Below are 25,830 nucleotides of genomic sequence, written 5' to 3' on the forward strand. Positions count from 1 at the left end.
GCGCACAGAGAAGCGCCCCACCGGCTGGTGGGGCGCTTCTCTGTGCGCGGGGATCGAGCCCTGTGGCCTCTGGCGGGGATCTCAACTGCCGGGCTGTCGGTTCCTCGTCGTGCTGATCGTCGGCTGAGCCGCCTGGTCCCCGCAGAGGACGATCATGAGGTTCGTGACGAGGTCACTGCGTTCGGCATGGCCGAGCGTGACGATGTCGCGGCGCTCGATCTGCTCGATCGCGGTCTCGACCATCCCGACAGCTCCTTCGACGATGAGCTGGCGGGCGGCGACGACGGCGGTCGCCTGCTGCCTCTGCAGCATCGCGCGGGCGATCTCCGGGGCATAGGCGAGCTGGGTGATCCGCGACTCGATGACCGTCACACCGGCGGAGGCGACGCGCGCGGCGACCTCCTCGGAGAGCTTCGAGGTGATCTCGTCCGCGTTGTCGCGCAGGGACATGCGGCGCGGATCGGAGGAGTCGTAGGCGTACGAGTTCGCAATATGGCGGACGGCGGTCTCGGCCTGGATCGCGACGAACTCCTCGAAGTCGTCGACCTCGAACAGGGCCTGCGCGGTGTCCCTGACCTGCCAGACGACGACGGCGCCGATCTCGATGGGATTGCCGTCGAGGTCGTTGACCTTGAGCGTCGACGTCTCATGATTGCGGATGCGCGTCGAGACCTGCTGCTTCGAGTAGAGCGGATTGACGAAGCGCAGCCCCGACTGCCGCACGGTTCCGACGTAGCGGCCGTAGAGCTGGAGGACGACGGCATGGCCGGGCGCCACCGAGGTGCATCCCTTGAAGAGGAACATCGAGGCGATGAAGGCGAGGACGCCGAGGACGATGAGGATGACCCCCAGCGGCTGCTGCGCGATCATCAGCCCGAAGCCGATGAGGGCGAGAAGCGCGGCGAGAATGAGCAGTCCGACGGCGGCGACGATCGCGAAGTAGCCGGAGACCCCTCCTGCGGGCCGCTCGCGCACCCGCTCACCCTCGGGAGAGACGATGCGGGTGGGCCGTCCCGGGCCGTCACGCAGGGGTCCGCGATGATCGTTCGGAGCCTCTCCCGCTGGGCCCCCACCGTGTGGGGGAGCGCCGAGTCCGCGTCCGGGGTCGGTCGGGCCGACCTGCCCGGGACCAGCCTGCCCCGGCGGATGCGGTCGGGGGTCGGAATCGTTCGGGAATGACGGCGGATGGTTCTCTGACATGACGCCAGCTTAGGGCACCGAGGGAGTCGCGAATCATTTGGTGCGACCGAATATGTGACTCACGTAACAGTTCCGTAACTGTCCGGATGACGGACGCGAATTCGCTTGATCCGGCGGCCCCTTTGCGGAACATTGAGGCTTCATGGACAGACTCCTCTTAGCCTCAGACGCCCCCACTTCTCCCGTCGACGACGCCATCAACGCGTGGTTCGATCCGATCGCCACCTGGTTCTCGAGCGTCATCTTCGTTCCCGTGACCATCGGGGAGATCTCCTTCCCGTTCGTCGTCGCGTGGCTCATCATCGGCGCCCTCATCTTCACCCTCTACTTCGGCTTCATCCAGTTCCGCGGCTTCAAGGTCTCCCTCGAGGTCGTCCGCGGCAAGTACTCCTCGCCGACCGACCCCGGTGAGGTCACCCACTTCCAGGCGCTGGCCTCGGCACTGTCGGGAACCGTCGGCCTCGGCAACATCGCCGGCGTCGGTGTGGCGGTGGCCCTCGGCGGTCCCGGTGCGACGTTCTGGATGATCATCGCCGGGCTGCTCGGCATGTGCACGAAGTTCGTCGAATGCACTCTCGGTGTGAAGTACCGCGAGATCGACGAGAACGGCGTCGTCCACGGCGGGCCCTTCAAGTACCTGCCCGTCGCATTCCGCCGCTTCTCCCGCCCCGTGGCGATGACGCTGACCGGCATCTTCGCCATCGCCATCCTCATCTTCGGCGTCGTCGGCGGCGGCATGTTCCAGGCCAACCAGACCTTCGCCCAGGTGCGCACCGCGACCGGCGGCGAGGACGGGTTCCTCGGCGGCCCCTTCGCCGGACTGATCTTCGGCATCCTCTTCGCCCTCCTCGTCGGACTCGTCATCCTCGGCGGCATCCGCTCGATCGCGAAGGTCACCGACAAACTCGTCCCCGCGATGGGCATCTTCTACGTCATCTCCTGCCTCCTCGTCCTCGCCATCAACTTCGACACCATCCCGCTGGCGATCGGCGAGATCTTCGAAGGCGCGTTCAACCCGCAGGGCATCGCCGGCGGCATCGTCGGCGTCATGATCATCGGCTTCCAGCGCTCCGCCTTCTCGAACGAGGCCGGGATCGGCTCGGCTGCGATCGCCCACTCCGCGGTCAAGACCCGGCGCCCGATCTCCGAGGGCTTCGTCGCCCTCCTCGAACCCTTCATCGACACCGTCGTCATCTGCACCATGACCGCACTGACGATCATCGTCGCCAACCAGCCCTCCTACACCGAATCCATCGGCACCGGCGAGATCGGCGGCGTCACCTTGGCCTCGGACGCGTTCTCGACCGTCGCCTCGTGGTACCCGGTGCTGCTCGCCATCGCCGTCGCCCTCTTCGCGTTCTCCACGCTCATCACCTGGGCCTACTACGGTGAGCGCGCATGGAGCTTCCTCTTCGGACGGGGCAGGGCGACGATCATGGTCTTCCGCGTCCTCGTCTGCGTCTTCGTCGTCATCGGCTGTGTCGCCAGCTTCAGCAAGGTCGTCGAGTTCGCCGACGCGGCACTGTTCATGTGCGCCTTCATCAACATCCTCGGCCTCTACATCCTCATGCCGGTGGTCAAGAAGGAGCTCAAGAAGTACCTCGCCGACCGCAAGGCCGGCACGCTCACCGACCCGGACACCAAGGACGCCGTCCCGGTCGAACAGCCTGCCTGAGCGGTTGCGGCCCTCACCGCGCCCCGGGAACCCGGTCGGGTCCCGGGGCGCAGTGCGTGCGTCGCGGTTAGACTGATCCGGTGACGAACGACACCCGAGCCCAGGACCGACTCCTCGAGCTGCGCGGCAGCATCGACAACATCGATGCCGCCCTCATCCACCTCCTCGCGGAGCGATTCAAACTCACCGAGACCGTCGGGGAGCTCAAGGCCGACCATGGGCTCCCGCCCGCCGACGAGTCCCGTGAGGCCCGACAGGTCGCCCGTCTGCGCCGTCTGGCCGAGGAGTCGCACCTCGATCCCGAGTTCGCCGAGAAGTTCCTCGCGTTCATCGTCGCCGAGGTCATCCATCACCACGAGCGGATCGCCGAGTCCCGCGAAGGCTGAGTCGGCCGACCCGTCAGCGGTTTGCCGAGACGAACCCGGATCGACTAGACTGGATCGTCGGTGCGCGTGTTGCACCACGGCCGGTGATTCCTCTCAATGGGTCTCCTGCGGAAGCGCCGCTTCCGTCAGAGCCAAGGGATCAGCCGCCGTTCGTATGCGAAAGAGCAGAAAGGGTTCGACCATGGTCTACGCCATTGTCCGTGCCGGTGGCCACCAGGAAAAGGTCAGCGTCGGCGACATCATCACAGTCAACCGAATGAAGGCGAAGGCCGGAGACAGCGTCGAGCTCGATGCCGTCCTCTTCGTCGACGGCGATGCGGTCACGACCGATGCCGATGCCCTCTCGAAGATCTCGGTCAGCGCCGAGGTCGTCGATGAACTGCGCGGTCCCAAGATCGTGATCCAGAAGTACAAGAACAAGACCGGTTACAAGAAGCGTCAGGGCCACCGCCAGGACCTCACCCGTCTCAAGATCACGAACATCAAGTAAGAGGAGACATCTGACATGTCAAGCAAAAAGGGAGTCAGCTCGACCCGCAACGGTCGCGACTCGAACCCGCAGTACCTCGGCGTCAAGCGCTTCGGCGGCCAGGTCGTCAAGGCCGGTGAGATCATCGTCCGCCAGCGCGGAACCAAGTTCCACCCCGGCGTCGGCGTCGGCCGCGGCAACGACGACACGCTCTTCGCACTGACGGCGGGCGCCGTCGAATTCGGCAAGCGCAACGGCCGCAAGGTCGTCAACATCGTCGGCGTCTGACCGACGGACACTGAACGTCTCCCGCTCGGCGGGGGAGCATGAAGGGTGAGTCTCCTGACTCACCCTTCATCTGATATAAGGACATCATGGCCACCGAGTTCATTGACCGTGTCACGGTCCACCTGGCCGCCGGCGACGGCGGAAACGGCTGCACCTCGATCCGGCGGGAGAAGTTCAAGCCCCTCGGCGGCCCCGACGGCGCCAACGGCGGCCGCGGCGGCGACATCACCTTCGTCGTCGACCCGCAGACGACGACGCTGCTTCCTCTGCACCACCGCCCCCACCTCAGGGCCGACGGCGGAGGCATCGGCAAGGGCGACCTCCGCCACGGCGCCGACGGCAAGGACCTCATCGTCCCCGTCCCCGACGGCACCGTGGTCAAGACGCAGTCGGGTGAGGTCCTCGCCGACCTCGTCGGACCCGGCACCGAATTCGTCGCCGCCGCCGGCGGCCGCGGCGGACTCGGCAATGCCGCGCTGGCCTCGACGAAGCGCAAGGCCCCCGGCTTCGCCCTCCTCGGTGAACCCGGAGAGTCCTCGACGCTCGTCCTCGAACTCAAGACCATCGCCGACGTCGCCCTCGTCGGCTATCCCTCGGCGGGAAAGTCGAGCCTCATCGCCGCGCTCTCGGCCGCGAAGCCGAAGATCGCCGACTACCCGTTCACGACGCTCGTGCCCAACCTCGGCGTCGTCGAGGCCGGAGACGTGCGCTACACGATCGCCGACGTCCCCGGGCTCATTCCCGGGGCCTCCGAGGGCAAGGGCCTCGGACTCGAGTTCCTCCGCCACGTCGAACGCTGCGCGGCCCTCGTCCACGTCATCGACATGGCGACGTGGGAGCCCGGTCGGGATCCCGTCTCCGACCTCGAGACCATCGAGTCCGAACTCGCCGCCTACTCCGTCGACCTCGGCGACGGCACGAGCGACCTTCCTCTCTCCGAACGCCCGAAGCTCGTGGCACTGAACAAGGTCGACATCCCCGACGGCCGCGATCTCGCCGACATCGTCCGCCCGGACCTCGAGGCGGCGGGCTACCGCGTTTTCGAGATCTCCGCTGTCAGCCATGCGGGCCTGCGCGAGCTCTCCTTCGCCATGGCCGGCCTCGTCGCCGCCGAACGCGAACGCCGCGCGGAGCTCGAGGCGGTGCCCCAGCGGGTCGTCATCCGACCCAAGGCCGTCGACGACAAGGGCTTCGAGATCCGTTCCGAACGCGACTCCGACGGTCCGGTCTTCCGCGTCCTCGGTGACAAGCCCGAACGCTGGGTCGTCCAGACCGACTTCGCCAACGACGAGGCCGTCGGCTACCTCGCCGACCGGCTCGAGCGCCTCGGCGTCGAAGAGGCGCTGTTCAAGGCCGGTGCGAAGCCCGGCGACACCGTCGTCATCGGCGAGGGCGACGGCGTCGTCTTCGACTGGGATCCCACGAGCGTCGGCGGGGCCGAACTGCTCGGGTCCCGCGGCACCGATCTCCGCCTCGAGGAGGAGGCCCGCGCGAGCCGCAAGGAGCGCAAGGCCGCCTACCACGAACGGCAGGACGCGAAGGCCGCGGTGCGTGCCGAGTTCGAGGCCGAGCGCCTCGCCGAAAGGGCCGCGCGAGCACGCGGCGACGCCGAACCCAGCGACGACCGATGACCGCGACGACCCGCTCGCAGGAGGCCGGCGCAGCTGTGCGCGCGGACATCGCGGCGGCCAAGCGCATCGTCATCAAGGTCGGGTCGTCGTCGCTGACGACGATCGACGGCGGACTCGACGAATCCCGCCTCGTTGCCCTCACCGACGCGATCGCCGCCCACCGGGCCGAAGGCCGCGAGGTCGTCCTCGTCTCCTCCGGTGCGATCGCCGCCGGCCTCGAACCCGTCGGGCTGCGCCGCCGCCCCCGCGACCTCGCCACCCAGCAGGCGGCTGCGGGCGTCGGACAGGGCCTGCTCATGGCCGCCTACACCCGGGCACTGGGCCGCTGGGACCTTGTGCCCTCCCAGGTCCTCCTCTCCGCCGACGACCTCATCCGTCGCACCCGGTACCGCAACGCCCAACGGGCCATCGACAGGCTGCTCACCCTCGGCACGCTGCCGATCGTCAACGAGAACGACGCGGTGGCGACGGAGGAGATCCGGTTCGGCGACAACGACCGGCTCGCCGCCCTCGTCGCCCACCTCTCCCACGCCGACGCCCTCGTCCTCCTCTCCGACGTCGACGCCCTCTACACGGGCCCGCCCCACCTGGACACCTCCTCCCGGATCGGCCATGTCGCCGGTCCTGACGACCTCGGCGGGGTCGCGATCGGGGGAGTGGGCTCGGCCGGCACGGGCACCGGGGGCATGGCGACGAAGGTCGATGCCGCGCTCATGGTCACCGATTCGGGCATTCCCGCCGTCCTCACCTCGGCGGACAGGGTCGGCGAGGTGCTTGCCGGCGGAAACGTCGGCACGGCGTTCTCCGTCACCCACCGTCGCCGCGGCACGCGTCTGCTCTGGCTGCGGCATCTGGCGCGGACCTTCGGCTCGGTGACGATCGACGACGGCGCCGCGACGGCCGTGCGTTCACGCGGGACGAGTCTGCTCGCCGCCGGGGTCGTCGGCGTCGACGGCGAGTTCGAGGCAGGTGACCCTGTCGAGATCCGCAGTCTGAGCGGAGAGACCGTGGCGAGGGGGATGACGAACTTCTCCTCCGCCGAGCTGCCGATGATGTTCGGGCTGACCACAGAGGAACTTGGCACCCGCCTGGGAAGTGACTACCGTAAAGAAGTCATCCATCGCAACGATCTCGTCCTCACCCACGTGAGCGGGAGGAGCTAGTCCATGACCGCAGCAGCCGACATCCACCCCAAGACCGTGCGCGGGGTGACGAGGATCGCGCGGAACGCGAAGGCGGCCGCCGCTCGTCTGGCCACGACCTTGACGGCGGAGAAGGATGCGGCACTGCAGGCGATCGCCGAGGGGCTGCGCGAGTCCTCTGCCCGCATCGTCAAGGCCAACGAGAGCGACCTTGCCAGGGGTGCTGAGAACGGGATGAGCGAATCGCTCCTCGACCGCCTCCGCCTCGACGAGGCGCGGATCGCAGCGATCGCCGATTCCGTCGAGCAGGTCATCGACATCCCCGACCCGGTGGGCACCACGGTCCTCGGGCGCACCCTGCCCAACGGGATCCGGCTCACGCAGTCCCGCGTGCCCATGGGCGTCATCGGTGCGATCTACGAAGCCCGCCCCAACGTCACCGTCGACATCGCCATCCTCGCCCTCAAAGCCGGCAACGCTTCGATCCTGCGCGGAGGCTCGGCAGCGGAGAACACGAACGCCGAACTCGTCTCCGTCCTCCGCCGTGCCGTCGAATCCGTCCGTTTGCCCGCGGACACGATCAGCACGATCGACCAGTACGGACGCGACGGGGCGAGCGTGCTCATGAACTCCCGCGACTACGTCGACCTCCTCATCCCACGCGGCGGCGCCGAGCTCATCAACGCCGTCGTCCAGGATTCGATCGTCCCCGTCATCGAGACCGGGATCGGCAACGTCCACATGTTCATCGACTCCTCGGCGACCGTGAAGACCGCCGTCGACCTCGTCATCAACTCGAAGACGCAGCGCCCGAGCGTGTGCAACTCGCTTGAGACGCTCCTCGTCCACGAGAAGGCCGCGAAGAGGATCCTGCCGAAGCTCCTCGAGCGCCTCGAGGCGGCCGGCGTCGTCGTCCACGCCGACGCCGATGTCGCCGCCCTGGCCCCGCAGTCGATGCGCATCCGCCGCGTCTCGCGGCGGGACTGGGCCAAGGAGTACCTCGACCTCGAACTCGCGGTCAAGCTCGTCTCCGGCATCGACGAGGCCATCGACCACATCCGTGCCTACACCTCCGGACACACCGAGGTGATCGTGACGAAGGACATCGACAACGCGGAGACCTTCGTCACAGCCATCGACGCCGCCGCCGTCGGCGTCAACGTCTCCACCCGGTTCACCGACGGGGGAGAGTTCGGCTTCGGCGCGGAGGTCGGGATCTCGACGCAGAAGCTCCACGCCCGTGGTCCGATGGGCGTCGAGCAGCTGACGACGACGAAGTGGATCATGCAGGGAAACGGGCAGATCCGCGACTGACTTCGCCCATGTCGCTGCACGCGCAGCCGACATGACGTGAGAAACTGATGGGACACCACACCGGTCACCGCCGGTCCGAGACACAAGGAGCACTACCGTGAACGCAACTCTGCTGGCAGCCGCCGAAGAAGCAGCGGCCCACAACGAGCTGCCGATGGAGCCGATCGGCTACGGACTCATCACCCTGGCGATCTTCCTCACGATGGCCGTCGTGGTCCGGTCGTGGAAGGGCATCTCCTACCGCCACTGATATGGCAGATCGCACCCGTCGGGTCGGTGTCATGGGCGGCACCTTCGACCCCATCCACCACGGGCACCTCGTCGCCGCGAGCGAGGTCCAATCGACCTTCGACCTCGACGAGGTGATCTTCGTCCCCACCGGTCGGCCCTATCAGAAGGACGCCCAAGAGGTCACCGATGCCGAGCACCGATACCTCATGACCGTCATCGCCACGGCGTCGAACCCGCGGTTCCGCGTCTCCCGCGTCGACATCGACCGGCCCGGCCCGACGTACACGATCGACACCCTGCGCGACCTCACCGCCAGCCTCGGCGAGGACACGGAGATGTTCTTCATCACCGGCGCGGACGCTTTGGCTCAGATCCTGACGTGGAAGAATGTCGATGAGCTGTTCTCCTTGGCGCACTTCGTCGGGGTCAGCCGACCCGGCCACGAACTGCGCAGCGAGGGACTGCCCGTCGACCGGCTGAGCCTGGCGCAGATCCCGGCCCTGGCGATCTCGTCAACGGACTGCAGACAACGGGTGATGGACGGAGCCCCGGTCTGGTACCTCGTGCCCGACGGCGTGGTGCAGTACATCGCGAAACATGACCTGTACAGGAGTGATAATGGCTGAAGAGCAGTTCACGTCACGGCGTGCCAGGCGCGAAGCCGAGCGTCTGGCCGCCGAACAGGAGTTCGAGGCCAGGTCGACCCCTGCACAGCCGACGGAGACGAACCGGGCCGATCTCCTCACGCCGCCTGAGCGTCCGGTGGAGAAGCCCAAGGCCCCTGCCGAGGCGGTCCAGGACTCCGCCTCGCGCATCGATCCGGCGCCGGCGGAGAAGGTCGCCCACGAACGCGGTGCGCTGGCCTCGGACCACCTCCCGCAGGAACGTCCCCCGGTCAACGCCGCGGATCGCCTCGATCCCCGGCGTGCGCCGCTGCCGCATTTCGAATCCCGTGCCGAGCGCAAACGCTACCTCCGCGAATACGGACTCTCCCTCGACGGTGATCTCTCGACGGGCGCGATCCCCGTCATCGCCGAACCCGAGGAGTCGCAACCCGACGCGGACGCCCGACCCGTCGAACACGAATCCTTCGACACCGCCGGCTTCGGGGGCACCTCCGACGAGGTGGCCGCGCGCGACTTCGAGTCCCCGGTGACCCCGGACTCGGCACCGCGCCCCGCCGCACCCGAGGACGCCCCCGCCCGGCCGACCGGCTCCGCACCTGCGGAGTACACCGTAGCGAAACCCGCCGACGCACCGGGCAAGGGCACTATGCCGAACCGGGAGGAGTCGAAGGCTCCCGACGTGAAGGCGGAGAAGACCCCCGCACCGGGTGAGAAGCCCGCTGCGCAGACCGACGCGACCCCGAACACGCCGGCGATCAAGCAGGCCGGGACGTCCGCGGCGGCGGAGAAGCCGGCCGCACGGGCGGGCACCGACGCAGAGTCTGCCGCGCCGGCGACACCGGCGAAGACTGCCGACCGGGAGGCGACAACGCGTTCGCGGCGGATGCCTATCGTCCAGCCGCCGGCAACGAAGGGCGTGCGCGTCGTCACCGCCGCCTCGGCGCAGGTGAGCGAGACGACGACGGAGACGGGGGCACGGGAGACCGAGATCACCGAGACCGAGGTCGTCGAGACCGCGACCGCGTCACCGACGTCGACCCCGCGGACCGGGACGACGTCGCCGACCGACGGGGCCGAGACAGCGAAGAAGGACGAGCGGGCAGGTGACGAAGCGGAGTCCGCACAGTCGGCCGACGACGCCGCCCGGGCGCTGGCCGCGAACCCGGAGACCCGGCCGATGGATGCCGTCCCCGAGGCATGGGCTCTGCCGAACGCCGACTACGAGGACGAAGAGACGGAGAACCCGCCGGGACACCGGATCAAGGCGAGTGCCGTGACCGGTCACGACGGACAGATCCTTGTCGGCGAGGAGCCGTCCAAAGTACCCTTTATCGTGCTGGGCGTGGCGGCGCTCTTCGCTGTCGCCCTCATCGTCATCGCCCTCGTCATGCTGCTCTGACCTCCCGACTGCTCTGACCATCCCGAAAGGACCGCGTGGACACCACCGAACTGCTGAGGACGGCCGCGAAGGCCGCCGATGACAAACTCGGCACCGACATCGTCGCCCTCGACGTCAGCTCGACCCTCTACATCACCGATGCCTTCCTCATCGTGTCCGCCGACAGCGAACGGCAGGTCGGCGCGATCGTCGACGGTGTCGAGGAGGCCCTGCTCAAGGAGCTCGGCCGCAAGCCGCTGCGCCGCGAGGGCCGAGGTTCGGGCGATTGGGTGCTGCTCGACTACGGCGACATCGTCGTCCACGTCTTCTCGTCCGAGCAGCGGGAGTACTACGCCCTCGAGCGTCTGTGGAAGGACGTCCCGGTCATCGACGTCGGACTCGGTGACGAGTCCGGGCAGGCGACCGGGACCGAGGAGACGCCCGGCGAGACCGACGTCCGATGACGACGACCGTCGTCGTCTGGCGACACGGTCAGACCGACTACAACGTCGCCCGGCGGTTCCAAGGGCAGTCGGACATCGCTCTCAACGCGGTGGGACTCGAACAGGCTGAACGCGCCGCCGTCGCCCTCGCCGAACTCCACCCCGATCTCATCGTCTCCTCCGACCTCCTGCGCGCCACGGCGACCGCTGACCAGCTCGCCGAACGCGTCGGACTGACCGTCAGCCGTGACGCACGGTTGCGGGAGACCTCGTTCGGCGACTGGGAGGGACTGACCCGCGACGAGATCGCCCAGACGTGGCCCGATGAGCTCCACGCCTGGATCTCCGGAGCCGACACGCGTCCGCCCGGGGGAGAGACCCGAACCGAATCCGGGCACCGCGTGGCCCGGGCCATCACCGACATCGTCACCGGCACCGATGCCGAGTCGATCGTCATCGTCGCCCACGGTGCCGTGCTGCGCGCCGCCTCCGAGGAGCTGCTCGGGATGAGCGGCACCGGGCGCCTCGCCGTGCTCGGCAACTGCGGCCACGGCGAGTTCGGCTTCACCGGCGACACGTGGGTGCTGCGCCACTGGGGGACCGCAGCGGTCTGAGACGCTCCCGCGCCGACCACCGCTCATCTGCGCGCCGCGTGGACCGTCCTGATGAGGTCGACGAGGGCCGCGGCAGAGGCGTCCCAGGAGAACCGCTGTGACGCCACCTGTCCCGCCGCAGCCGTCTCCTCCCATGTGCGCGCATCGGTGAGCTCCCCGACCGCAGCGGCGATCGACGCCGGATCGTCCTCATCGAAGAACACCGCGGCATCGCCGGTGATCTCGTGGAAGATCGGGATGTCCGAGACCGCCACCGGCACCCCTTTGGCCATCGCTTCGATGACGGGCAGACCGAATCCTTCCGCCCGGGAGGCCGTGACGAGGGCCGTCGCCTCGGCGAGGAGATCGGCGTACTCCTCATCGCTGACTCCGCGGTGGAAGACGACCCTGGCCCGGTCGGGGATGAGGGCTCGCAGCTGCGCCTCCCTGCGCCCCTCGATCCGGCTTGCGATGTGCAGGGTCCAGCCCGGCAGGTGCTCGAGCGCGCGGATGAGCGATTCGACGTTCTTATAGGGCATGAACGAGCCCATGTAGACCAGCGATCTTGCGCCCGCCCGGTTCGTCGTCCGCGGCTCGGTGACTCTCACCTCCGCGGCATTGGAGACCACCGTCACCGGGCGGGTCGTCAGACGTTGGTCGGCGATGAGGGACTTCGTCGTCTCACTCACCGCGGCGATGGCATCGGCCCGGTTGAGCAGCAGTCGCTGGGGAGTGAAGCTGAGGTGGTAGAGGCGCCAGAGCAGGCGCACAGGGGCGGGAAGATCGGCCGGGGGCAGCGGATGCGAGTAGTAGATGAGGTCGTGGACGGTGAGGATGAGCCCGTATCGGCGCCCCGTCGACCCCATGACCTGCATCGTCGAGAACACGACATCGGCACCGAGGGCGTTGAGTCGGCGCGCGACGGCGACCTCGGACGGCGATGTGGGGGAGTTGAGCCGCACCCACCGGCACGGCGGCAGGAGTCCGAGCTGCGCCTCGTCGCTGATGATCGCCGTGACCTCGATGTCCGTGCCCGCGGTGGCCTCGAGCAGAGCGGCGAGCAGGCTGGATCCGTACCGGGAGATGCCGTCGTGGTGGGTGGTCCGGGTGAACCGGGCATCGAAGAAGACGCGGATGGGAGAGGAGGTCTGAAGGCCGTCTGAGTTTTTGCTCATGGAACTCCGAGTCGATAGTCTGAACATTCGAAAGTGAGCGTTCGCCGCGACGAAGGGCCAGTGAGTGAAGGAACCAGCACCTGCGTCCGAAGCCCTGAGGCTCCGGTCATGATCCTAACGATAATCGCCCTCGCCGCCCTCGTCGTCCTCACCCCTCTCCTCACCCGCCTCTTCGGTCGGGCCGCGGGATGGCCGCTGGCTGCGGCCTACCTCGGCGTGGCTGCCCTCTTCACGCCCACCGCCGCCGAGGTGATGGCCGGGGCCGATCCCGAAGCGACGCTTCCGTGGGTGCCGAGTCTCGGCGTCGACCTCGCTCTGCGCGCCGACGGCATCGGCGTGGTCTTCACCTACATCGCCCTTATCATCGGCGCGATCGTCTTCGTCTACTCGACGGCCTACCTGCCCAGGGGAGGAGGGGAGACGAGCTTCTACTGGCTCATGGTCGTCTTCACCTTCTCGATGGTCGCGCTTGTGCTCAGCAACGACCTCATCGTCCTCTTCGTGTGCTGGGAGCTGACTTCGCTCGCCTCGTTCTTCCTCATCGCCCGCTCCGGCTCGCCCGGACAGGCACCGTCCCTGCGCACCCTGCTCATCACCTTCATCGGGGGGCTCACCCTCCTCGTCGCCGTCGGCGTGACGATCGCGGCGACGGGGACGACGAACCTCCACGAGGCCCTCGTCTCCGATGTGTGGGCGACCCAGCCGGCCGTGACGACGCTCGTCGCCGTCCTCGTCGCCGTCGCGGCGATGACGAAGTCCGCGCAGTTCCCGTTCCACTCGTGGCTGCCCGATGCGATGGCCGCCGCCACCCCGGTCTCCGCCTACCTCCACGCGGCAGCCGTGGTCAAGGCCGGCATCTTCCTCATGATGCGCTTCTCGCCCGCCTTCCACGCCACCCCCGCATGGAACGTCATCCTCGTGTCAGCAGGCCTCATCACGGCCTTCATCGGCGGCTGGTTCGCCCTCAACCAGCATGACGTGAAGAAGCTCATGGCGTACTCGACGGTCTCCCAGCTCGGGCTCATCACCGCCGTCATCGGCGTGGGCACCGAGGCTGCGATCGCCGCGGCCGCCCTCCACGTCATCGCGCACGCGCTGTTCAAGTCGGGGCTGTTCATGATGGTCGGCGTCGTCGATCACCTCGCCGGCACCCGTGAGCTCACCCGCATCCCGCGCCTCATCGGTCCGGCTCCGGTCGCCTTCGCCGTCATGGCGCTCGGGTGCGCCTCGATGGCGGGCATCCCGCCGCTGCTCGGATTCGTGTCCAAGGAGTCGCTGTTCACCGCGCTCTTCGAGGTCCCCGGCTCCGGGTGGATGCTCTTCATCTTCGCCGTCGCCGCCTCGGTGCTCACCTTCGCCTACTGCGCGAAGACCGTGTGGGGCGCGTTCATCGACGGCAAACCCGTGACGAAGAGCGAGCTCGGGCACTCCTCACCGGTCATGCTCATCGCCGCCGGACTGCCCATCGTCGCCTCCCTGCCGCTGAGCTTCGTCCTCTTCGTCTTCGACACCCCGCTCACCGAGGTCGTCGCCGCCGCGATCCCCGGTGAGCCCGAAGAGGTCCATGTGAAGTTCTGGCATGGATTCACCCCTGAGCTCTTCGCCTCTGCCCTCATCATCGCCATCGGCATCATCCTCATCATCAACCGGTCGAAGGTCTTCGCGTTCTTCCACCGGGCGCGGCTGAGCTTCGACGGCGCCGACGTCATCAACGGCATCGTTGTGGGCCTCATCCGCATCGGCCGCGGGCTGAGCATCGTCGTGCGCCCGATGAACTCGGGACCCTACCTCGCGACGAGCCTCGGCGGACTCGCCCTCATCGCCTTCGTCTCGGTGCCCGTGATCTTCCCGAACCTGCCGCCGCTGCAGGACAACCTGTGGCGGGCCCCCGACGTCGTTCTCCTCGTCCTCATCACCATCGCCGTCCTCGTCGTGTGCACCTCGCACTCGCGCCTGACCACCGTCGTCTCCCTCTCCGCCGTCGGCATCCTCGCGACCGTGCAGATCCTTGCGCTCGGGGCGCCCGACGTCACGCTCACGCAGCTGCTCGTCGAAGCGATGACGATCATCGTCATCATGCTCGTCCTCCAGAAGCTGCCGCGCTCGTTCTGGCGGTACTCGAAGCGCCTCCAGTCCACCCGTGCGGTCTTCGCGATCCTCGTCGGCGCCGCCGTCACCCTGCTCACGCTCACCCTCAACGGGCGCCGGGAGCGTTCGCTGGTGGGCATGTACTACATCGAGAACGCCCCGGAGATCAGCGGCGGGCACAACATCGTCAACACGATCCTCGTCGAGTTCCGAGCCCTCGACACGCTCGGCGAGCTCACCGTCCTCGGCATGGCCGGGATCGCGATCGTCGCCGTGATGTCGACGGTCAAGGACCGCTACATCGACCCTCCGGCGGAGAACATCCCGGAGCCGCCGAGGCGGGCGTGGGTGACCGTGCGGCCGAAGGGCACGAGCGCCTACCGCGGCGTCCACGAAGCGTGGCCCAACGTCATCCCGCTGCAGCTGACGATCAAGGTCCTCGGTCCGCTGCTCGTCGTCACCTCACTGCTCATCTTCTGGCGCGGGCACAACGAGCCCGGAGGCGGCTTCATCGCCGCCCTCATCGGCTCCGCGGTCATCGGGCTGCTCTACATGTCCACAGCCAAGGACCGGGCGATCGGTCCGCCGCGCGCCCCGCTCTACCTCATCGGCGTCGGCATCGGCATCGCCATCCTCACCGGTCTCCTCGGCCTCGTCGTCGCCGGGTCCTTCCTCGAGCCGATGCAGGTCTACATCCTCGGTGAGAAGTACACCTCGTCCCTGCTCTTCGACGTCGGCGTCTACCTCGCCGTCCTCGGGCTCATCCTCCTCTCCTTCAACCTCCTCGGCGTCTCCGACTCCGCGGCGACGCCGGCCGGCGACGATGTGCTCACCGACGGGATCATCCGCCGCGATGTCGAGCGGACCCGCGAACGCGCCGACGAACTCCTCTACGGTGAGCTCAAGGGCCCGATGGAGTCGATCAGGGGTGAGCGTCCCGGCCTCGGCGACCGGATCGCCGCGCGCGGATCCGACCGGAAGGTGAGAGCCTCGACGACGCACATCCTCGACGGAAACGCACCGCTCGACCGCGGTGAAGCCCCGACCACGGCTGAGGGGGAGACCCGATGATCCTGGCCATAACGATCGGCGTCCTCACCGCGGGCGGCGTCTACCTGATGATGCAGCGGTCGATGGTCCGCGGTGTCTTCGGCCTCACCCTGCTCTCGCATGCAGCGAACTTCGTCCTCCTCTCGGCCGGCGTCGGTGCGTGGCGGGTCGAACCGCTCAGCGGCCGCGGCGACCAGAGTCTCGCAGCGGACCCGCTGCCGCAGGCGTTCGTCCTCACCGCCATCGTCATCACCCTGGCGGTGACGATCTTCATGCTCGCCCTCGCCGTGCTCGGCCATGACGACGACCAGAAGCGCGCCCCCGAGACCGGGGAGGTCCGCGAATCGTGAACTCATCGCTCCTGCTCCTCCTCGTCGGCCTTCCGCTGCTCGCCTCGGCGCTCAGCGTCCTCATCACCTCCCGGACCCTCGACCGGGTCCTCCTGCTCGCCGTGCCCTCGTTCGTCGGTCTCAGCGGCCTCGGTCTGCTCGTCCTCCACCAGCGGATCCCGGTCATCGCCCACGACGTCGGCGGCTACATCCCGGGACTGGCGATCCCGTTCGTCTCGGACTCGTTCACGGCGCTCATGCTCGTGCTCACCTCCCTGACTGCGCTCGTGAGCTGCATCTTCCTCATCAACACCGGCGAGGACCAGTACCGGTTCGTCCCGGCCCTGGTGATGATGATGCTCACCGGCGTCTACGGGGCGCTGCTCACCGGCGACCTCTTCAACTTCTTCGTCTTCATCGAGGTGATGGTCCTGCCCGCGTACGCGCTCATCGCGGTCACGGGAACGTGGCGCCGCCTCGGCGTGGGACGGATGTTCGTCATGGTCAACCTCCTGACCTCGACGATCCTGCTCATCGGGGTCGGTTTCGTCTACGGTGCGACCGGCACGGTCAACCTCGCCGTCCTCGCCCAGCTCGGCACACCCACAGGGCAGGGAGCGCTGGCACTCGGCATCGTCCTCTTCGCGATGCTCGTCAAAGCCGGCGGTGCTCCCTTCCACGGCTGGCTGGCACGGTCCTACCCGAACACCTCGGCGGGGATGATGGCGCTCTTCTCCGGTCTCCACTCGAAGGTCGCGCTCTACGCGATCTACCGGGTGTGCACGACCGTCTACGGGGAACCGCCGGCGTGGGCGAACCTCATCGTCGTCATCGCCGTGCTCAGCATCATCCTCGGCGCGCTCTCGGGCTTCGGGCAGAACCGCGTGCGCAACGTCCTCGCCTTCCAGATGACCGCGAGCGTCGGCCACACTCTCGTCGGCGTCGCCCTCCTCACCGTCGCCTCGCTCGCCGCGGGCGCGTTCTACATGGTCCACAGCATGATCACGATGGCCGGGCTCCTCCTCGTCATGGGCGCGGTCGAGCAGACCTACGGCACGGGATCGTTCAAGAAGCTCTCCGGGTTGGCGAGCCGGGAGAAGTGGGCGAGCGTGCTCATGGTCCTCGGCCTCTTCTCCCTCATCGGGCTGCCGCCCACCTCGGGCATGTGGGCGAAGATCGGACTCATCCGGGCGGCGACCGGAGTCGGTGACGCCGCCGGCTGGTGGATCGTCACGGCGATCGTCGTCGGGGCGCTCATCTCGATGCTCGCCCTCCAGCGGACGTGGCGGAACACGTTCTGGGGTCCGCCCATGCAGTCCTACCGGCCCGACTCCGCGGAGACCGGGCGTGCACCGACCGAACCGGTCCCCGACGGACTGCGCATCCCCGCGCGCCTGCTCGTGCCCGGGACGATCATGATCGCCGTGTCCGTGGCGATCTTCGTCTGGCCCGAACCGCTGCTCGAGGTCACGGCGCGCGTCGCCGAAGGCCTCCTTGACCACACCGACTACATCGAGGCGGTGACGACACCATGAGACGCGTGATCAACGGCCTCTCCTACGTGTTCTTTATCCTCTGGGCCATCATCGTCGGCACCGCGAAGGTCGTCGGCCACCTGTTCAGGGTCAACCGCCCCTACGCCCACCCGATGATCGTCGAGGTGCCGCTGCGGTGCCGCACGGACCTCGAGGTGACCCTGTTCGCCTCCTCGATCACCATCACCCCGGGCACGCTCGTCACCGCGATCGCCGCGGGCACGGCGACGACCCCGCCGGTCCTCTTCGTCCACGCCCTGTTCGAGGACTCCGAGGACGCTGCCCTCGAGGGCCTCTACGACATGGAGTCGCGGCTGCTGGCGATGACTCGGGGACGGGCCCCGCAGAGTCCTCCCTCGGGCGTCGCCGAGGTGGAGGCGAACTGGATCGACCCGGGTTCGGCCGGAGAGAGGGGCAGACCATGACCGTCATCGTCGCCGTCTGTGCGATCATCCTCGCCGTGGCCATCGTCATCGGCCTCATCCGCGTCATCACCGCGAAGGACCTCGGCTCCCGTGCCGTCGTCAGCGACCTCGTGTACTTCTGCGCGGTCGGCATGCTCACGATCATCGGGATCCATGTCTCGTCCTCGATCGTCCTCGATGTCATCTTCCTCGCCTCGATGGTCGGCATCCTCGCCACCATCGCGCTCTCCCGCATCCTCACGAGGGGGCATCGCTGATGAATGAGCTCACCGCAACCATCCTCGTCGGCGTCTTCGGGATCACCGGGTCCCTCATCGTCCTCGCCTCTGCGCTGGCGATGTTCCGGGTCCGCGACGCACTCTCGCGGATCAACGTGTTCTCTCCTGCCACCGGTCTCGGCCTGCCGCTCATCGCGCTGGCCGCCTACGTCAGCGATCTCTACGTCGAGGGCTTCAGCGTCACGTCTCTGCTCGTCCTCCTCGCCACGATCCTCTGCCTCATCATCGTCTCCTCGGTCGCGAGCAACACGCTGTCGCGCGCGAGCGTGCTCTCGGGACAGCCGATCTACCGCAAGACCTCGCCGAACCGGCTGGCGCAGCCCCCGGAGGGGATCGAGGACCCGGACCCCGCGGATGCGGAGCCGGTGACGAAGGACGACCGGCCCGGGCCGAACGGCTGAGAACCGGCAGCTGAGAAGCGGAAACATCGCACCGACAGCTGAGGATTAGGTGAGCCTTTCCTTATGCTAGGATGAGCGAGCCGCAGACGCCGGCGCGCCATCTCAGCAGAAAGCCAGCCATGTTCCAGACGTTTCTCATCGGCCTGCGTGAGGGCCTCGAGGCCGCTCTCATCGTCAGCATCCTCATCGGCTATCTCGGGCGCATCGGCCGCACCCGGGAGATCCGGGCGATGTGGTGGGGGATCGCCGCGGCCATCGTCGTCTCCCTCGGCTTCGGTGCCCTGCTCACCTTCGGACCCTCGACCCTGACGTTCGAGGCCCAGGAATTCATCGGCGGCACACTCTCGATCATCGCCGTCGGCTTCGTCACGTGGATGATCTTCTGGATGGCGCGCACCGCCAAAGGGCTCGCCGGCGAACTGCGAACGGCCGCTGACAGAGCCCTCGACGGTCCGCTCATCGGACTCGTCGTCCTCGGCGCCTTCTCGGTGGGTCGCGAAGGTCTCGAAACCGCCCTTTTCCTCTGGGCGGCCACCCGCGCGAACGCCTCGGCGGGGGCGTCCGCCCTCGGTCTCACGCTCGCCGCGGTCGCGGGCATCCTCATCGCCGTCGCCCTCGCGTGGCTCATCGCCAAAGGACTGCTCCGGCTCAACCTCTCTCGGTTCTTCACGTACTCGGGGGCGTTCCTCATCATCGTCGCCGCCGGCGTCCTCGCCTACGGGTTCCACGACCTGCAGGAGGCGGGGATCATCCCCGGACTCCACTCGCTCGCCTTCGACGTCTCTGAGGCGATCCCGCCGACGAGCTGGTACGGCGTGCTCCTCAAGGGAATCTTCAACTTCTCCCCGGCCACGACCTGGGTGGAGTTCGCCGTGTGGTGGCTCTACGTCATCGTCGTCGGCACGCTCTTCGTCCGCGGACTGCGGTCCGCGCCGAAGCCCGCGGCCGCTCCGGCCGCCGCCACCGCCTGACCTCGCGTCCTCGGGCCCGCTCCCGACGACGCTTCGCGCTCCCGCTCCACCGCGGGCGCACCGCTCCGGACCGCGACCTGCGGACCGTCACCTCCTCCGCTCAGCCAGCGGAGACTCACCCCAAGGATGGATATGAGAACCCTCAACCCCAGCGTCGCCGTCGTCATGGCCGTCGGCGGGGCACTGCTGCTCACCGGCTGCGAGCCCAACGCCGACCAGGGCGGCGCGATCGCCGTGACGAGCACCGACGACTCGTGCGAGGTCGCCGCCACCGAGGCACCGGCGGGCACCCTGAAGTTCGACGTCACGAACGAAGGATCGAAGGTCACCGAGTTCTACCTCCTCGGCGAGGACGGGCTGCGGATCATCGGCGAGGTCGAGAACATCGCCCCGGGACTCGAACGGTCGCTGACGGTCACCGCACCCGAAGGCAAGTACTTCACCGCATGCAAGCCGGGCATGGTCGGCGACGGACTGCGCGGGGACTTCACGGTGACGAAGGGTGAGGGCGGTGAGCAGGTCAGCGCCGAGGACTCCCAGCTCGCCGAACAGGCGACGACCCAGTACTCGGCCTACGTCAAGGATCAGACCGAGCAGCTGCTCACCGGCACCGAGGACTTCGCTAAGGCGTACAAGGCGGGGGACGACGACAAGGCGCGCGAACTCTACCCGAAGGTGCGCACGAACTGGGAGCGCATCGAACCCGTCGCCGAGTCCTTCGGCGACCTCGACCCCAAGCTCGACCTGCGTGAGGCCGACCTCGAGGACGGCCAGGAGTGGACGGGCTGGCACCTGCTCGAGAAGGACCTCTGGCCGCCGCAGGACGGCTACACGGCGCTGAGCAACGCGGACAGGGAGAAGTACGCCGATCTCCTCATCGAGGACACGAAGGTCCTCTACGATCGCACCCGTGAGATGACGTTCACCCCCGATCAGCTCTCGAACGGGGCGAAGGAGCTCCTCGACGAGGTCGCCACGGGCAAGGTCACGGGTGAGGAGGAGACGTGGTCGCACACGGACCTCTGGGACTTCCAGGCCAACGTCGACGGCGCCAGGGTCGCGTATGAGGATCTCCAGCCGTTGCTGGCCACCCGGGACAAGGAGCTCGACGAGACGCTGAGCACCCGGTTCGCCGATCTGCAGACCCTGCTGGACGGACACCGGAAGGGCGAGGGCTTCGTCCTCTACACCGAGCTGAGCAAGGACGAGGTCAAGGAGCTCTCCGACGCCGTCAACGCGCTCTCCGAGCCGCTGTCGCAGCTCACCGACAAAGTGGTCGGCTGATGACCGACCGGCCAGGTGTCTCCCGACGCGCGATGTTCGGCGTCGGGGCGGGCACACTTGCCGCCGGTGCCGCCGCGGGCTTCTTCGCCCACGATCCGATCGCCGAGGCGGTCGGGGCGGAGAACGACATCGTCGACTTCTTCGGGCGGCATCAGGCCGGCATCGTCACCGAAGCGCAGGACCGGATGTGCTTCGCCGCCGTCAACGTCCTCACCGATGACCGGGACGAGCTCATCGACCTCCTCAAGCAGTGGACGGCCGCGGCGGCCAACCTCAGCCGGGGACTGCCCGTCGTCGAGGACGGCGTGGCCGGGGGCTCTCGGTTCGCACCGCCGATGGACACGGGGGAGGCGCAGGGACTGAGCGCCGGGCACCTCACGGTGACCATCGGTTTCGGGCGCAGCCTCTTCACCGACGCCGACGGGCAGGACCGGTTCGGCATCGCCGACCGGCTGCCGTCGGGTCTCATCGAGCTCCCGCACTTCCCGGGCGACCGCCTCGACGAGGCGCGAACCGGTGGGGACCTGTGCCTCCAGGCATGTGCGGACGATCCGCAGGTCGCCGTCCACGCGGTGCGCAACCTCATCCGGATGGGCTTCGGGATCGTCTCGACCAGGTGGATGCAGCTCGGCTTCGGGCGCACCGCCTCGACGTCGCCGAAGCAGGGGACCCCGCGCAACCTCTTCGGGTTCAAGGACGGGACGGCGAACATCCGCTCCGATGAGGAGAAGGCGCTGGGCGAGCATGTGTGGGTGCGCGACGGGTCGTGGATGGACGACGGCTGCTACCTCGTCGCCCGGCGGATCCGGATGCACATCGAGACGTGGGACCGGGAGAGCCTCGACGGTCAGGAGCAGATCTTCGGGCGCACGAAGATGACCGGGGCACCGCTGTCCGGGGGTGAGGAGTTCACGGAGCCGGACTTCGGGATGGCAGGGGCAGGGAATCTGCCGATCATCCCGACGAGTTCTCATGTCCACCTCGCTCATCCGAAGCAGAACGGGGGCACCCGGATCCTGCGGCGCGGCTACAACTACGCCGACGGCGCGGACGCCCAGGGCAACCTCGACGCGGGCCTGTTCTTCATCGCCTTCGTTGCCGATCCTGCCGGCGACTATGTGCCGATGCAGAACCGCCTGGCGAAGGAGGATGCGCTCAGCGAATACCTCCTCCACACCGGGTCGGGACTCTTCGCGATCCCGCCCGGGGTGAACGAGGGTGGGTGGATCGGACAGACGCTGTTCGCGTGAGGTGGGTGCCGCTGGGCTGAACTCAGTCGCGCCGGGCCAGCGTGGGTGCGCCAGCGTGCTCAGTCCCGTCCGGTCGCGCGCATCGTGATGTTGATCCGGCCCCCGCCGAGGTCGTTCAGCTGTGCGCTCTCCGGTGCCGTTCCCGGGTGGATCCGCGTCACCCCGTGGTAGGCGAACCGGGCGGGTCCGCCGAAGACGAAGGCATCGCCCGAGGCGAAGCGGATGTCCTCATAGGGTCGGTTCTTCGTCTCCGTGTTCCCGAAGCGAAACGTGCACGAGTCGCCCAGGGAGAGCGAGACGACCGGGGCTGGGTCGCGCTCGTCCTTGTCCTGGTGCATCCCCATCTTCGCCGACCCGTCGTAGTAGTTGACGAGCGCGACGTCGGGGGAGTACGCATCCGGGTCGAGACCCCAGGAGGCGGGTGCAGGGCCGGGGGAGTCGGGGTCGGCGGCGACCGCCTCGGCGGCGGCAGCGATGACCTGACGTCCCAGCCGGGTCATCCAGTCGGGGAACGGGAGGACGCGCTCATTGTTGACGTCCTTGGCTTCCCGGTCGTAGCGGCCGGGACGCCAATGCCAGCCAAGCCCGATCGTCGTCACGCTCATCGGGTGCCCGCGGATCGTCGTCGCGTGTGCCGGGACGGGTCCCGCGCGCCAGGCCGCGTACTGCCGAAGGATCCACGCCTGCGCCGCGTCGTCGAGGAAACCGGGGAGCCAGACCGCGCCCGGGGCGACGACCCGGGCCGCGCGATCGAAGGCGTCGTCGGCGAAGAGGGAGTCCATCGCCGGGCTCAGAGCTCGGAGAGGGGCACCGCCTCGTCGGCGAGCTTCGCGGTGTCGACCTGCTTGCCGATGAGGGCGCGCAGCTCGTCGCTGACGTCCCAGATGTTGACGTTCATCGCCGCGGTGAGCGTGCCGTCCTTCGTCCAGAAGACGATGAACTCGCCGGAGTCCTTATCGCCGCGGATCGTCACCTCGTCGTCTCCGGAGCCGTGGCCGACGTACTCCATGCCGAGGTCGTACTGGTCGGTGAAGAAGTACGGCTCCCAGTCGTAGACGGCGCTGCCGCCGGTGAGCGTCGAGGCGGCGACATCGGCCTGGCGCACCGCGTTGTCCCAGTGCTCGACGCGGATGCGGGAGTCGAGTCGGGTGTTGAAGGCGTTGGCGATGTCACCGATGGCGAGCACGTTGCCCTCGCTCGTGCGCATCCGCTCATCGGTGGGAACGCCGTTGTCGACGTCGATCCCGGCCGCCTCGGCGAGGTCGACGGTGGGGTCGGCACCGATGCCGATGACGACGAGATCGGCGGGGATGTCTCCCTGCGTGGTCTGCGCGGTCTCGACGGCGCCGTCGCCGGTGAAGCCGGTGACCTCGGCGTCGCCGAAGAACGTCACCCCGTGGGAGACGTGGAGCTCTTCGAAGTACCTCCCCATCTCCTCACCGAGGACGGCCTTGAGCGGAGGGGCGTCGCGGACGACGACGGTGACCTCGGAGCCGTGGGAGCGGGCGGCAGCGGCGACCTCGAGTCCGATCCAGCCGCCGCCGACGATGACGACCTTCCGTCCCTCGCCGAACTGGGAGCGGATGGCGACGGCGTCACCGGCGCTGCGGAGCGTGTGGACGTTGGCGAGGTCGGCGCCGGGGACGTCGAGGGTGCGCGGGGTCGATCCGGTCGCGAGGATCGCCTGCCCGTAGGAGAGCTCATCGCCGGAGGCGAGGGTGACGGTCCGCGACGCGGTGTCGAGTTTCGTGGCCGCGTCGGCGAAGAACGTCTCGACGTCGTGGGCGGCGTACCAGTCCTCGCCGCGCAGCTCGGAATCGCCGGGGTCGGTGTCCTCGAGCATGAGCTTCTTCGACAGGTCGGGACGGTAGTACGGGGGCAGGGGGTCGGCGCCGACGAGTGCGATCGTGCCGGCGAAGCCGTCGTTCCGCAGCGACTCGACGACCTGACCTCCGCCGATGCCGGCTCCGACGACGACGATTCCGAATTCCTGTGCCATGTCCGCTCCTTCTCAACAGTGGTGTCAGTCACAGCCTGTACTGCCGTGGGGTGAGAGTCAAACAGCGGATCGACATGGTGGGTTGTCTCGCAGGCCGCCTGTCCTCCCCAGGCTTCGCCGAGGCGGTCGTCACGTGATTTTGTGCAACACGGGTGGTCGGGGCTAAAGTTGATCCCTGTCAGGGGCTATAGCTCAGTTGGTAGAGCGCTTCGTTCGCAATGAAGAGGTCAGGGGTTCGATTCCCCTTAGCTCCACTTTCGATTGACACCCGGTAACTCACTTCCCTGAGTTGCCGGGTGTTTTGCGTCTGACCAGGCGTTTCTCCTGATCTTCACCGCCGGGGCTGTGTTCGATTAATATGAAACAGTATGAAACAAGTGACGATTGTTCCGCCCCCACTCAGCCCCCACTAGGGCGCGGGGACGGGCCGACACTCCTCCCAGGGCGGGGAAGGACACAGGAGACGATCATGGCATCACGACAGTTCGGCACCATCGAGACGAAGAACGGGAAGCTCCGGGCACGCTACAACGCACCAGACGGGACACGACCGTCGAAGGTGTTCCCGAAGAACGCGAAGACCGTAGCAAGGGCGTGGCTGAACTCCGAGCACGCACGGATCACCGCGGGGACGTGGAAGTCGAGGGCGCAGGAGCGCGCCGAACGCGAGGAGGCCGACCGGCAGGCCGCCGAGGACCAGTTCACCGTCGATGCCTTCGTCCCCGAGTGGTTCGCGACGATGCGGCGTCGCGGCCTCAAGCCGAAGACGAAGCAGGTCCACTGGTACCGGTACGCACGGCACGTGAAGCCGACGTTCGGCAGCACCCCGCTCAAGTCGCTCACGGAGAAGTCGATCACCCGCTGGTACGACCGTCTCATCGTCGATGCGTCGCCCGGCGTCCCGGCGTCGGTGGTGCTCACGTTCTCCGCGCTGCTCAACCAGGCCGTCAAGCTCGGCTATCTCGACCGCAACCCCATGAACCTGCCAGGCGCGACGAAGCACAGGCCGGTGCGCCGGAAGTCCGCCGAGGAGCGCGTCGCCACGGTCGAGCAGGTCGAAGCTCTCACCGCGGCGATGGTGCCGCACCTCGCGATTGCCGTCCCGATTGCCGCGTGGCTCGAACTCCGCGAGGGTGAGATTCTGGAACTGCGGAAGTCAGACCTCAACCTCGACGAGGGGTTCGCGCTCCCGTCCCGGCAGGTCCAGTTCATCACCGGCACTGGCGCGGTCGTGACGACCACGAAGAACGACGAGGACGACGTGGAGGTCGCGATCCCCGCCGCGATGATCCCCGCGCTCAAACGACACATCCTGCAGTTCGCTGGACCCGGCGACGACGGCCTGATCGTGCCGCACCCGAGGGATCGGACCAAGCACCTCCACCCGAACTCGTTCCGCAAGAAGTTCAACGAGGCGCGCGCCCAGGTCGACGGGATGGAGAACTTCGTGTTCCACGACCTCCGGCACACCGGGCTGACAATGTACGCCCGGTACGGGGCCACGACGAAGGAACTCATGCGCCGGGGCCGCCACAAGTCGCTGTCGTCGGCGATGAAGTACCAGCACGCCGAGAAGCAGCGGGACCACTCTCTCGCCGAGCGCATGTCGGAGGAGATAGCGACCATGTTCGGCGCGTGAGTTGACGCCCTGGTAGGATTGTGTTGTTAA

General features: G+C 67.9%; 26 protein-coding genes and 1 tRNA gene. 23 read left to right on the plus strand and 4 right to left on the minus strand.

What is annotated here, in order from left to right; all coding sequences use genetic code 11:
* Positions 1 to 81: 81 nt before the first annotated feature.
* Positions 82 to 1,200 (minus strand): SPFH domain-containing protein, encoded by a 1,119-nt coding sequence (locus AC0VYB_RS07970; protein WP_082834906.1) that lies wholly within the window; start codon positions 1,198 to 1,200, stop codon positions 82 to 84.
* A 142-nt stretch (positions 1,201 to 1,342) separates the two neighbouring features.
* Here AC0VYB_RS07970 and AC0VYB_RS07975 point away from each other — a divergent pair, with 142 nt between their 5' ends.
* The 12 genes from AC0VYB_RS07975 to AC0VYB_RS08030 all read left to right on the plus strand — a co-directional run bounded on the left by AC0VYB_RS07975 (position 1,343) and on the right by AC0VYB_RS08030 (position 11,397).
* Positions 1,343 to 2,875, plus strand: coding sequence for an alanine/glycine:cation symporter family protein (locus AC0VYB_RS07975; protein WP_009375424.1), 1,533 nt, complete (start codon positions 1,343 to 1,345; stop codon positions 2,873 to 2,875).
* An 80-nt stretch (positions 2,876 to 2,955) separates the two neighbouring features.
* Positions 2,956 to 3,261 (plus strand): chorismate mutase, encoded by a 306-nt coding sequence (locus AC0VYB_RS07980; protein ID WP_009375426.1) that lies wholly within the window; start codon positions 2,956 to 2,958, stop codon positions 3,259 to 3,261.
* 181 nt (positions 3,262 to 3,442) lie between these two features.
* Positions 3,443 to 3,751 carry a 50S ribosomal protein L21 gene (gene rplU, locus AC0VYB_RS07985; RefSeq protein WP_009375428.1) on the plus strand — a complete coding sequence of 103 codons (309 nt, stop codon included), beginning with the start codon at positions 3,443 to 3,445 and terminating at the stop codon, positions 3,749 to 3,751.
* Between the two features lie 15 nt (positions 3,752 to 3,766).
* Positions 3,767 to 4,018, plus strand: a complete 252-nt coding sequence (gene rpmA, locus AC0VYB_RS07990; protein ID WP_009375430.1) for a 50S ribosomal protein L27 — start codon at positions 3,767 to 3,769, stop codon at positions 4,016 to 4,018.
* A gap of 86 nt (positions 4,019 to 4,104) precedes the next feature.
* On the plus strand, positions 4,105 to 5,649 hold the full coding sequence (gene obgE, locus AC0VYB_RS07995) for a GTPase ObgE (RefSeq protein WP_063249789.1): 1,545 nt from the start codon (positions 4,105 to 4,107) through the stop codon (positions 5,647 to 5,649).
* Complete coding sequence (gene proB / locus AC0VYB_RS08000) at positions 5,646 to 6,812, plus strand: glutamate 5-kinase (RefSeq protein ID WP_095375864.1); 1,167 nt, start codon at positions 5,646 to 5,648, stop codon at positions 6,810 to 6,812. Before obgE ends, proB begins: the two co-directional genes overlap by 4 nt.
* Positions 6,813 to 6,815: 3 nt before the next feature.
* Positions 6,816 to 8,105, plus strand: a complete 1,290-nt coding sequence (locus AC0VYB_RS08005) for a glutamate-5-semialdehyde dehydrogenase (protein ID WP_063249794.1) — start codon at positions 6,816 to 6,818, stop codon at positions 8,103 to 8,105.
* A 97-nt stretch (positions 8,106 to 8,202) separates the two neighbouring features.
* Entirely contained in the window at positions 8,203 to 8,355 is a 153-nt protein-coding gene (locus AC0VYB_RS08010) for a hypothetical protein (protein WP_162909020.1), read from the plus strand.
* Position 8,356: 1 nt separating this feature from the next.
* Positions 8,357 to 8,962, plus strand: a complete 606-nt coding sequence (nadD, locus tag AC0VYB_RS08015) for a nicotinate-nucleotide adenylyltransferase (protein ID WP_040340979.1) — start codon at positions 8,357 to 8,359, stop codon at positions 8,960 to 8,962.
* The gene (locus tag AC0VYB_RS08020; protein ID WP_009375439.1) at positions 8,955 to 10,361 is read left to right on the plus strand and encodes a hypothetical protein; all 1,407 of its coding nucleotides are present in this window, start codon (positions 8,955 to 8,957) and stop codon (positions 10,359 to 10,361) included. Before nadD ends, AC0VYB_RS08020 begins: the two co-directional genes overlap by 8 nt.
* A gap of 35 nt (positions 10,362 to 10,396) precedes the next feature.
* A complete protein-coding gene (rsfS, locus tag AC0VYB_RS08025; protein ID WP_009375441.1) occupies positions 10,397 to 10,804 on the plus strand; it encodes a ribosome silencing factor in 408 nt (135 codons plus the stop codon).
* Positions 10,801 to 11,397, plus strand: a complete 597-nt coding sequence (locus AC0VYB_RS08030; protein ID WP_009375442.1) for a histidine phosphatase family protein — start codon at positions 10,801 to 10,803, stop codon at positions 11,395 to 11,397. The genes rsfS and AC0VYB_RS08030 overlap by 4 nt, the downstream gene beginning before the upstream one ends.
* Positions 11,398 to 11,420: 23 nt before the next feature.
* Here AC0VYB_RS08030 and AC0VYB_RS08035 read toward each other — a convergent pair whose 3' ends face one another.
* On the minus strand, positions 11,421 to 12,551 hold the full coding sequence (locus tag AC0VYB_RS08035) for a glycosyltransferase family 4 protein (RefSeq protein ID WP_009375443.1): 1,131 nt from the start codon (positions 12,549 to 12,551) through the stop codon (positions 11,421 to 11,423).
* 108 nt (positions 12,552 to 12,659) lie between these two features.
* Between AC0VYB_RS08035 and AC0VYB_RS08040 the strand changes: the two genes are divergently transcribed.
* The 9 genes from AC0VYB_RS08040 to efeB all read left to right on the plus strand — a co-directional run bounded on the left by AC0VYB_RS08040 (position 12,660) and on the right by efeB (position 22,162).
* A complete protein-coding gene (locus tag AC0VYB_RS08040; RefSeq protein WP_063249801.1) occupies positions 12,660 to 15,710 on the plus strand; it encodes a DUF4040 family protein in 3,051 nt (1,016 codons plus the stop codon).
* Complete coding sequence (locus AC0VYB_RS08045; RefSeq protein WP_009375449.1) at positions 15,707 to 16,039, plus strand: sodium:proton antiporter; 333 nt, start codon at positions 15,707 to 15,709, stop codon at positions 16,037 to 16,039. The genes AC0VYB_RS08040 and AC0VYB_RS08045 overlap by 4 nt, the downstream gene beginning before the upstream one ends.
* Positions 16,036 to 17,553: a monovalent cation/H+ antiporter subunit D family protein gene (locus tag AC0VYB_RS08050; protein WP_009375450.1), complete on the plus strand. Its 1,518-nt coding sequence runs from the start codon at positions 16,036 to 16,038 to the stop codon at positions 17,551 to 17,553. Before AC0VYB_RS08045 ends, AC0VYB_RS08050 begins: the two co-directional genes overlap by 4 nt.
* Positions 17,550 to 17,978 (plus strand): Na+/H+ antiporter subunit E, encoded by a 429-nt coding sequence (locus AC0VYB_RS08055; protein WP_162909019.1) that lies wholly within the window; start codon positions 17,550 to 17,552, stop codon positions 17,976 to 17,978. The genes AC0VYB_RS08050 and AC0VYB_RS08055 overlap by 4 nt, the downstream gene beginning before the upstream one ends.
* On the plus strand, positions 17,975 to 18,235 hold the full coding sequence (locus AC0VYB_RS08060) for a monovalent cation/H+ antiporter complex subunit F (protein WP_009375453.1): 261 nt from the start codon (positions 17,975 to 17,977) through the stop codon (positions 18,233 to 18,235). Before AC0VYB_RS08055 ends, AC0VYB_RS08060 begins: the two co-directional genes overlap by 4 nt.
* A complete protein-coding gene (locus tag AC0VYB_RS08065) occupies positions 18,235 to 18,657 on the plus strand; it encodes a cation:proton antiporter (protein ID WP_009375456.1) in 423 nt (140 codons plus the stop codon). Before AC0VYB_RS08060 ends, AC0VYB_RS08065 begins: the two co-directional genes overlap by 1 nt.
* A gap of 119 nt (positions 18,658 to 18,776) precedes the next feature.
* Positions 18,777 to 19,628, plus strand: coding sequence for an iron uptake transporter permease EfeU (efeU, locus tag AC0VYB_RS08070; RefSeq protein WP_095375865.1), 852 nt, complete (start codon positions 18,777 to 18,779; stop codon positions 19,626 to 19,628).
* Between the two features lie 132 nt (positions 19,629 to 19,760).
* Positions 19,761 to 20,912 (plus strand): iron uptake system protein EfeO, encoded by a 1,152-nt coding sequence (efeO, locus tag AC0VYB_RS08075; RefSeq protein WP_095375866.1) that lies wholly within the window; start codon positions 19,761 to 19,763, stop codon positions 20,910 to 20,912.
* Entirely contained in the window at positions 20,912 to 22,162 is a 1,251-nt protein-coding gene (efeB, locus tag AC0VYB_RS08080) for an iron uptake transporter deferrochelatase/peroxidase subunit (RefSeq protein ID WP_475385121.1), read from the plus strand. Before efeO ends, efeB begins: the two co-directional genes overlap by 1 nt.
* Positions 22,163 to 22,221: 59 nt before the next feature.
* Here the strand turns inward: efeB and AC0VYB_RS08085 are convergent, their stop codons facing one another.
* Both AC0VYB_RS08085 and AC0VYB_RS08090 read right to left on the minus strand, forming a co-directional pair.
* Complete coding sequence (locus AC0VYB_RS08085) at positions 22,222 to 22,944, minus strand: alpha-ketoglutarate-dependent dioxygenase AlkB (protein ID WP_475385122.1); 723 nt, start codon at positions 22,942 to 22,944, stop codon at positions 22,222 to 22,224.
* An 8-nt stretch (positions 22,945 to 22,952) separates the two neighbouring features.
* Positions 22,953 to 24,161 carry an NAD(P)/FAD-dependent oxidoreductase gene (locus AC0VYB_RS08090; protein ID WP_009375462.1) on the minus strand — a complete coding sequence of 403 codons (1,209 nt, stop codon included), beginning with the start codon at positions 24,159 to 24,161 and terminating at the stop codon, positions 22,953 to 22,955.
* Between the two features lie 181 nt (positions 24,162 to 24,342).
* On the opposite strand from AC0VYB_RS08090, the gene AC0VYB_RS08095 reads away from it, so the two are divergent.
* Together AC0VYB_RS08095 and AC0VYB_RS08100 are read left to right on the plus strand one after the other, a co-directional pair.
* Positions 24,343 to 24,415: transfer RNA gene (locus AC0VYB_RS08095), tRNA-Ala, on the plus strand.
* A gap of 215 nt (positions 24,416 to 24,630) precedes the next feature.
* A complete protein-coding gene (locus AC0VYB_RS08100) occupies positions 24,631 to 25,800 on the plus strand; it encodes a tyrosine-type recombinase/integrase (protein WP_475385123.1) in 1,170 nt (389 codons plus the stop codon).
* Positions 25,801 to 25,830: the final 30 nt, after the last annotated feature.

This window comes from Brevibacterium sp. Z349TD_9, assembly GCF_056173565.1.

What these genes read in the sequence shown, in the direction of transcription:
- AC0VYB_RS07970 (WP_082834906.1), bottom strand. Translation starts at nt 1,200, where the DNA reads ATGTCAGAGAACCATCCGCCGTCATTCCCGAACGATTCCGACCCCCGA.
- AC0VYB_RS07975 (WP_009375424.1), top strand. Translation starts at nt 1,343, where the DNA reads ATGGACAGACTCCTCTTAGCCTCAGACGCCCCCACTTCTCCCGTCGAC.
- rplU (WP_009375428.1), top strand. Translation starts at nt 3,443, where the DNA reads ATGGTCTACGCCATTGTCCGTGCCGGTGGCCACCAGGAAAAGGTCAGC.
- rpmA (WP_009375430.1), top strand. Translation starts at nt 3,767, where the DNA reads ATGTCAAGCAAAAAGGGAGTCAGCTCGACCCGCAACGGTCGCGACTCG.
- obgE (WP_063249789.1), top strand. Translation starts at nt 4,105, where the DNA reads ATGGCCACCGAGTTCATTGACCGTGTCACGGTCCACCTGGCCGCCGGC.
- proB (WP_095375864.1), top strand. Translation starts at nt 5,646, where the DNA reads ATGACCGCGACGACCCGCTCGCAGGAGGCCGGCGCAGCTGTGCGCGCG.
- AC0VYB_RS08005 (WP_063249794.1), top strand. Translation starts at nt 6,816, where the DNA reads ATGACCGCAGCAGCCGACATCCACCCCAAGACCGTGCGCGGGGTGACG.
- nadD (WP_040340979.1), top strand. Translation starts at nt 8,357, where the DNA reads ATGGCAGATCGCACCCGTCGGGTCGGTGTCATGGGCGGCACCTTCGAC.
- AC0VYB_RS08020 (WP_009375439.1), top strand. Translation starts at nt 8,955, where the DNA reads ATGGCTGAAGAGCAGTTCACGTCACGGCGTGCCAGGCGCGAAGCCGAG.
- AC0VYB_RS08030 (WP_009375442.1), top strand. Translation starts at nt 10,801, where the DNA reads ATGACGACGACCGTCGTCGTCTGGCGACACGGTCAGACCGACTACAAC.
- AC0VYB_RS08035 (WP_009375443.1), bottom strand. Translation starts at nt 12,551, where the DNA reads ATGAGCAAAAACTCAGACGGCCTTCAGACCTCCTCTCCCATCCGCGTC.
- AC0VYB_RS08040 (WP_063249801.1), top strand. Translation starts at nt 12,660, where the DNA reads ATGATCCTAACGATAATCGCCCTCGCCGCCCTCGTCGTCCTCACCCCT.
- AC0VYB_RS08045 (WP_009375449.1), top strand. Translation starts at nt 15,707, where the DNA reads ATGATCCTGGCCATAACGATCGGCGTCCTCACCGCGGGCGGCGTCTAC.
- AC0VYB_RS08055 (WP_162909019.1), top strand. Translation starts at nt 17,550, where the DNA reads ATGAGACGCGTGATCAACGGCCTCTCCTACGTGTTCTTTATCCTCTGG.
- AC0VYB_RS08060 (WP_009375453.1), top strand. Translation starts at nt 17,975, where the DNA reads ATGACCGTCATCGTCGCCGTCTGTGCGATCATCCTCGCCGTGGCCATC.
- AC0VYB_RS08065 (WP_009375456.1), top strand. Translation starts at nt 18,235, where the DNA reads ATGAATGAGCTCACCGCAACCATCCTCGTCGGCGTCTTCGGGATCACC.
- efeU (WP_095375865.1), top strand. Translation starts at nt 18,777, where the DNA reads ATGTTCCAGACGTTTCTCATCGGCCTGCGTGAGGGCCTCGAGGCCGCT.
- efeO (WP_095375866.1), top strand. Translation starts at nt 19,761, where the DNA reads ATGAGAACCCTCAACCCCAGCGTCGCCGTCGTCATGGCCGTCGGCGGG.
- efeB (WP_475385121.1), top strand. Translation starts at nt 20,912, where the DNA reads ATGACCGACCGGCCAGGTGTCTCCCGACGCGCGATGTTCGGCGTCGGG.
- AC0VYB_RS08085 (WP_475385122.1), bottom strand. Translation starts at nt 22,944, where the DNA reads ATGGACTCCCTCTTCGCCGACGACGCCTTCGATCGCGCGGCCCGGGTC.
- AC0VYB_RS08090 (WP_009375462.1), bottom strand. Translation starts at nt 24,161, where the DNA reads ATGGCACAGGAATTCGGAATCGTCGTCGTCGGAGCCGGCATCGGCGGA.
- AC0VYB_RS08100 (WP_475385123.1), top strand. Translation starts at nt 24,631, where the DNA reads ATGGCATCACGACAGTTCGGCACCATCGAGACGAAGAACGGGAAGCTC.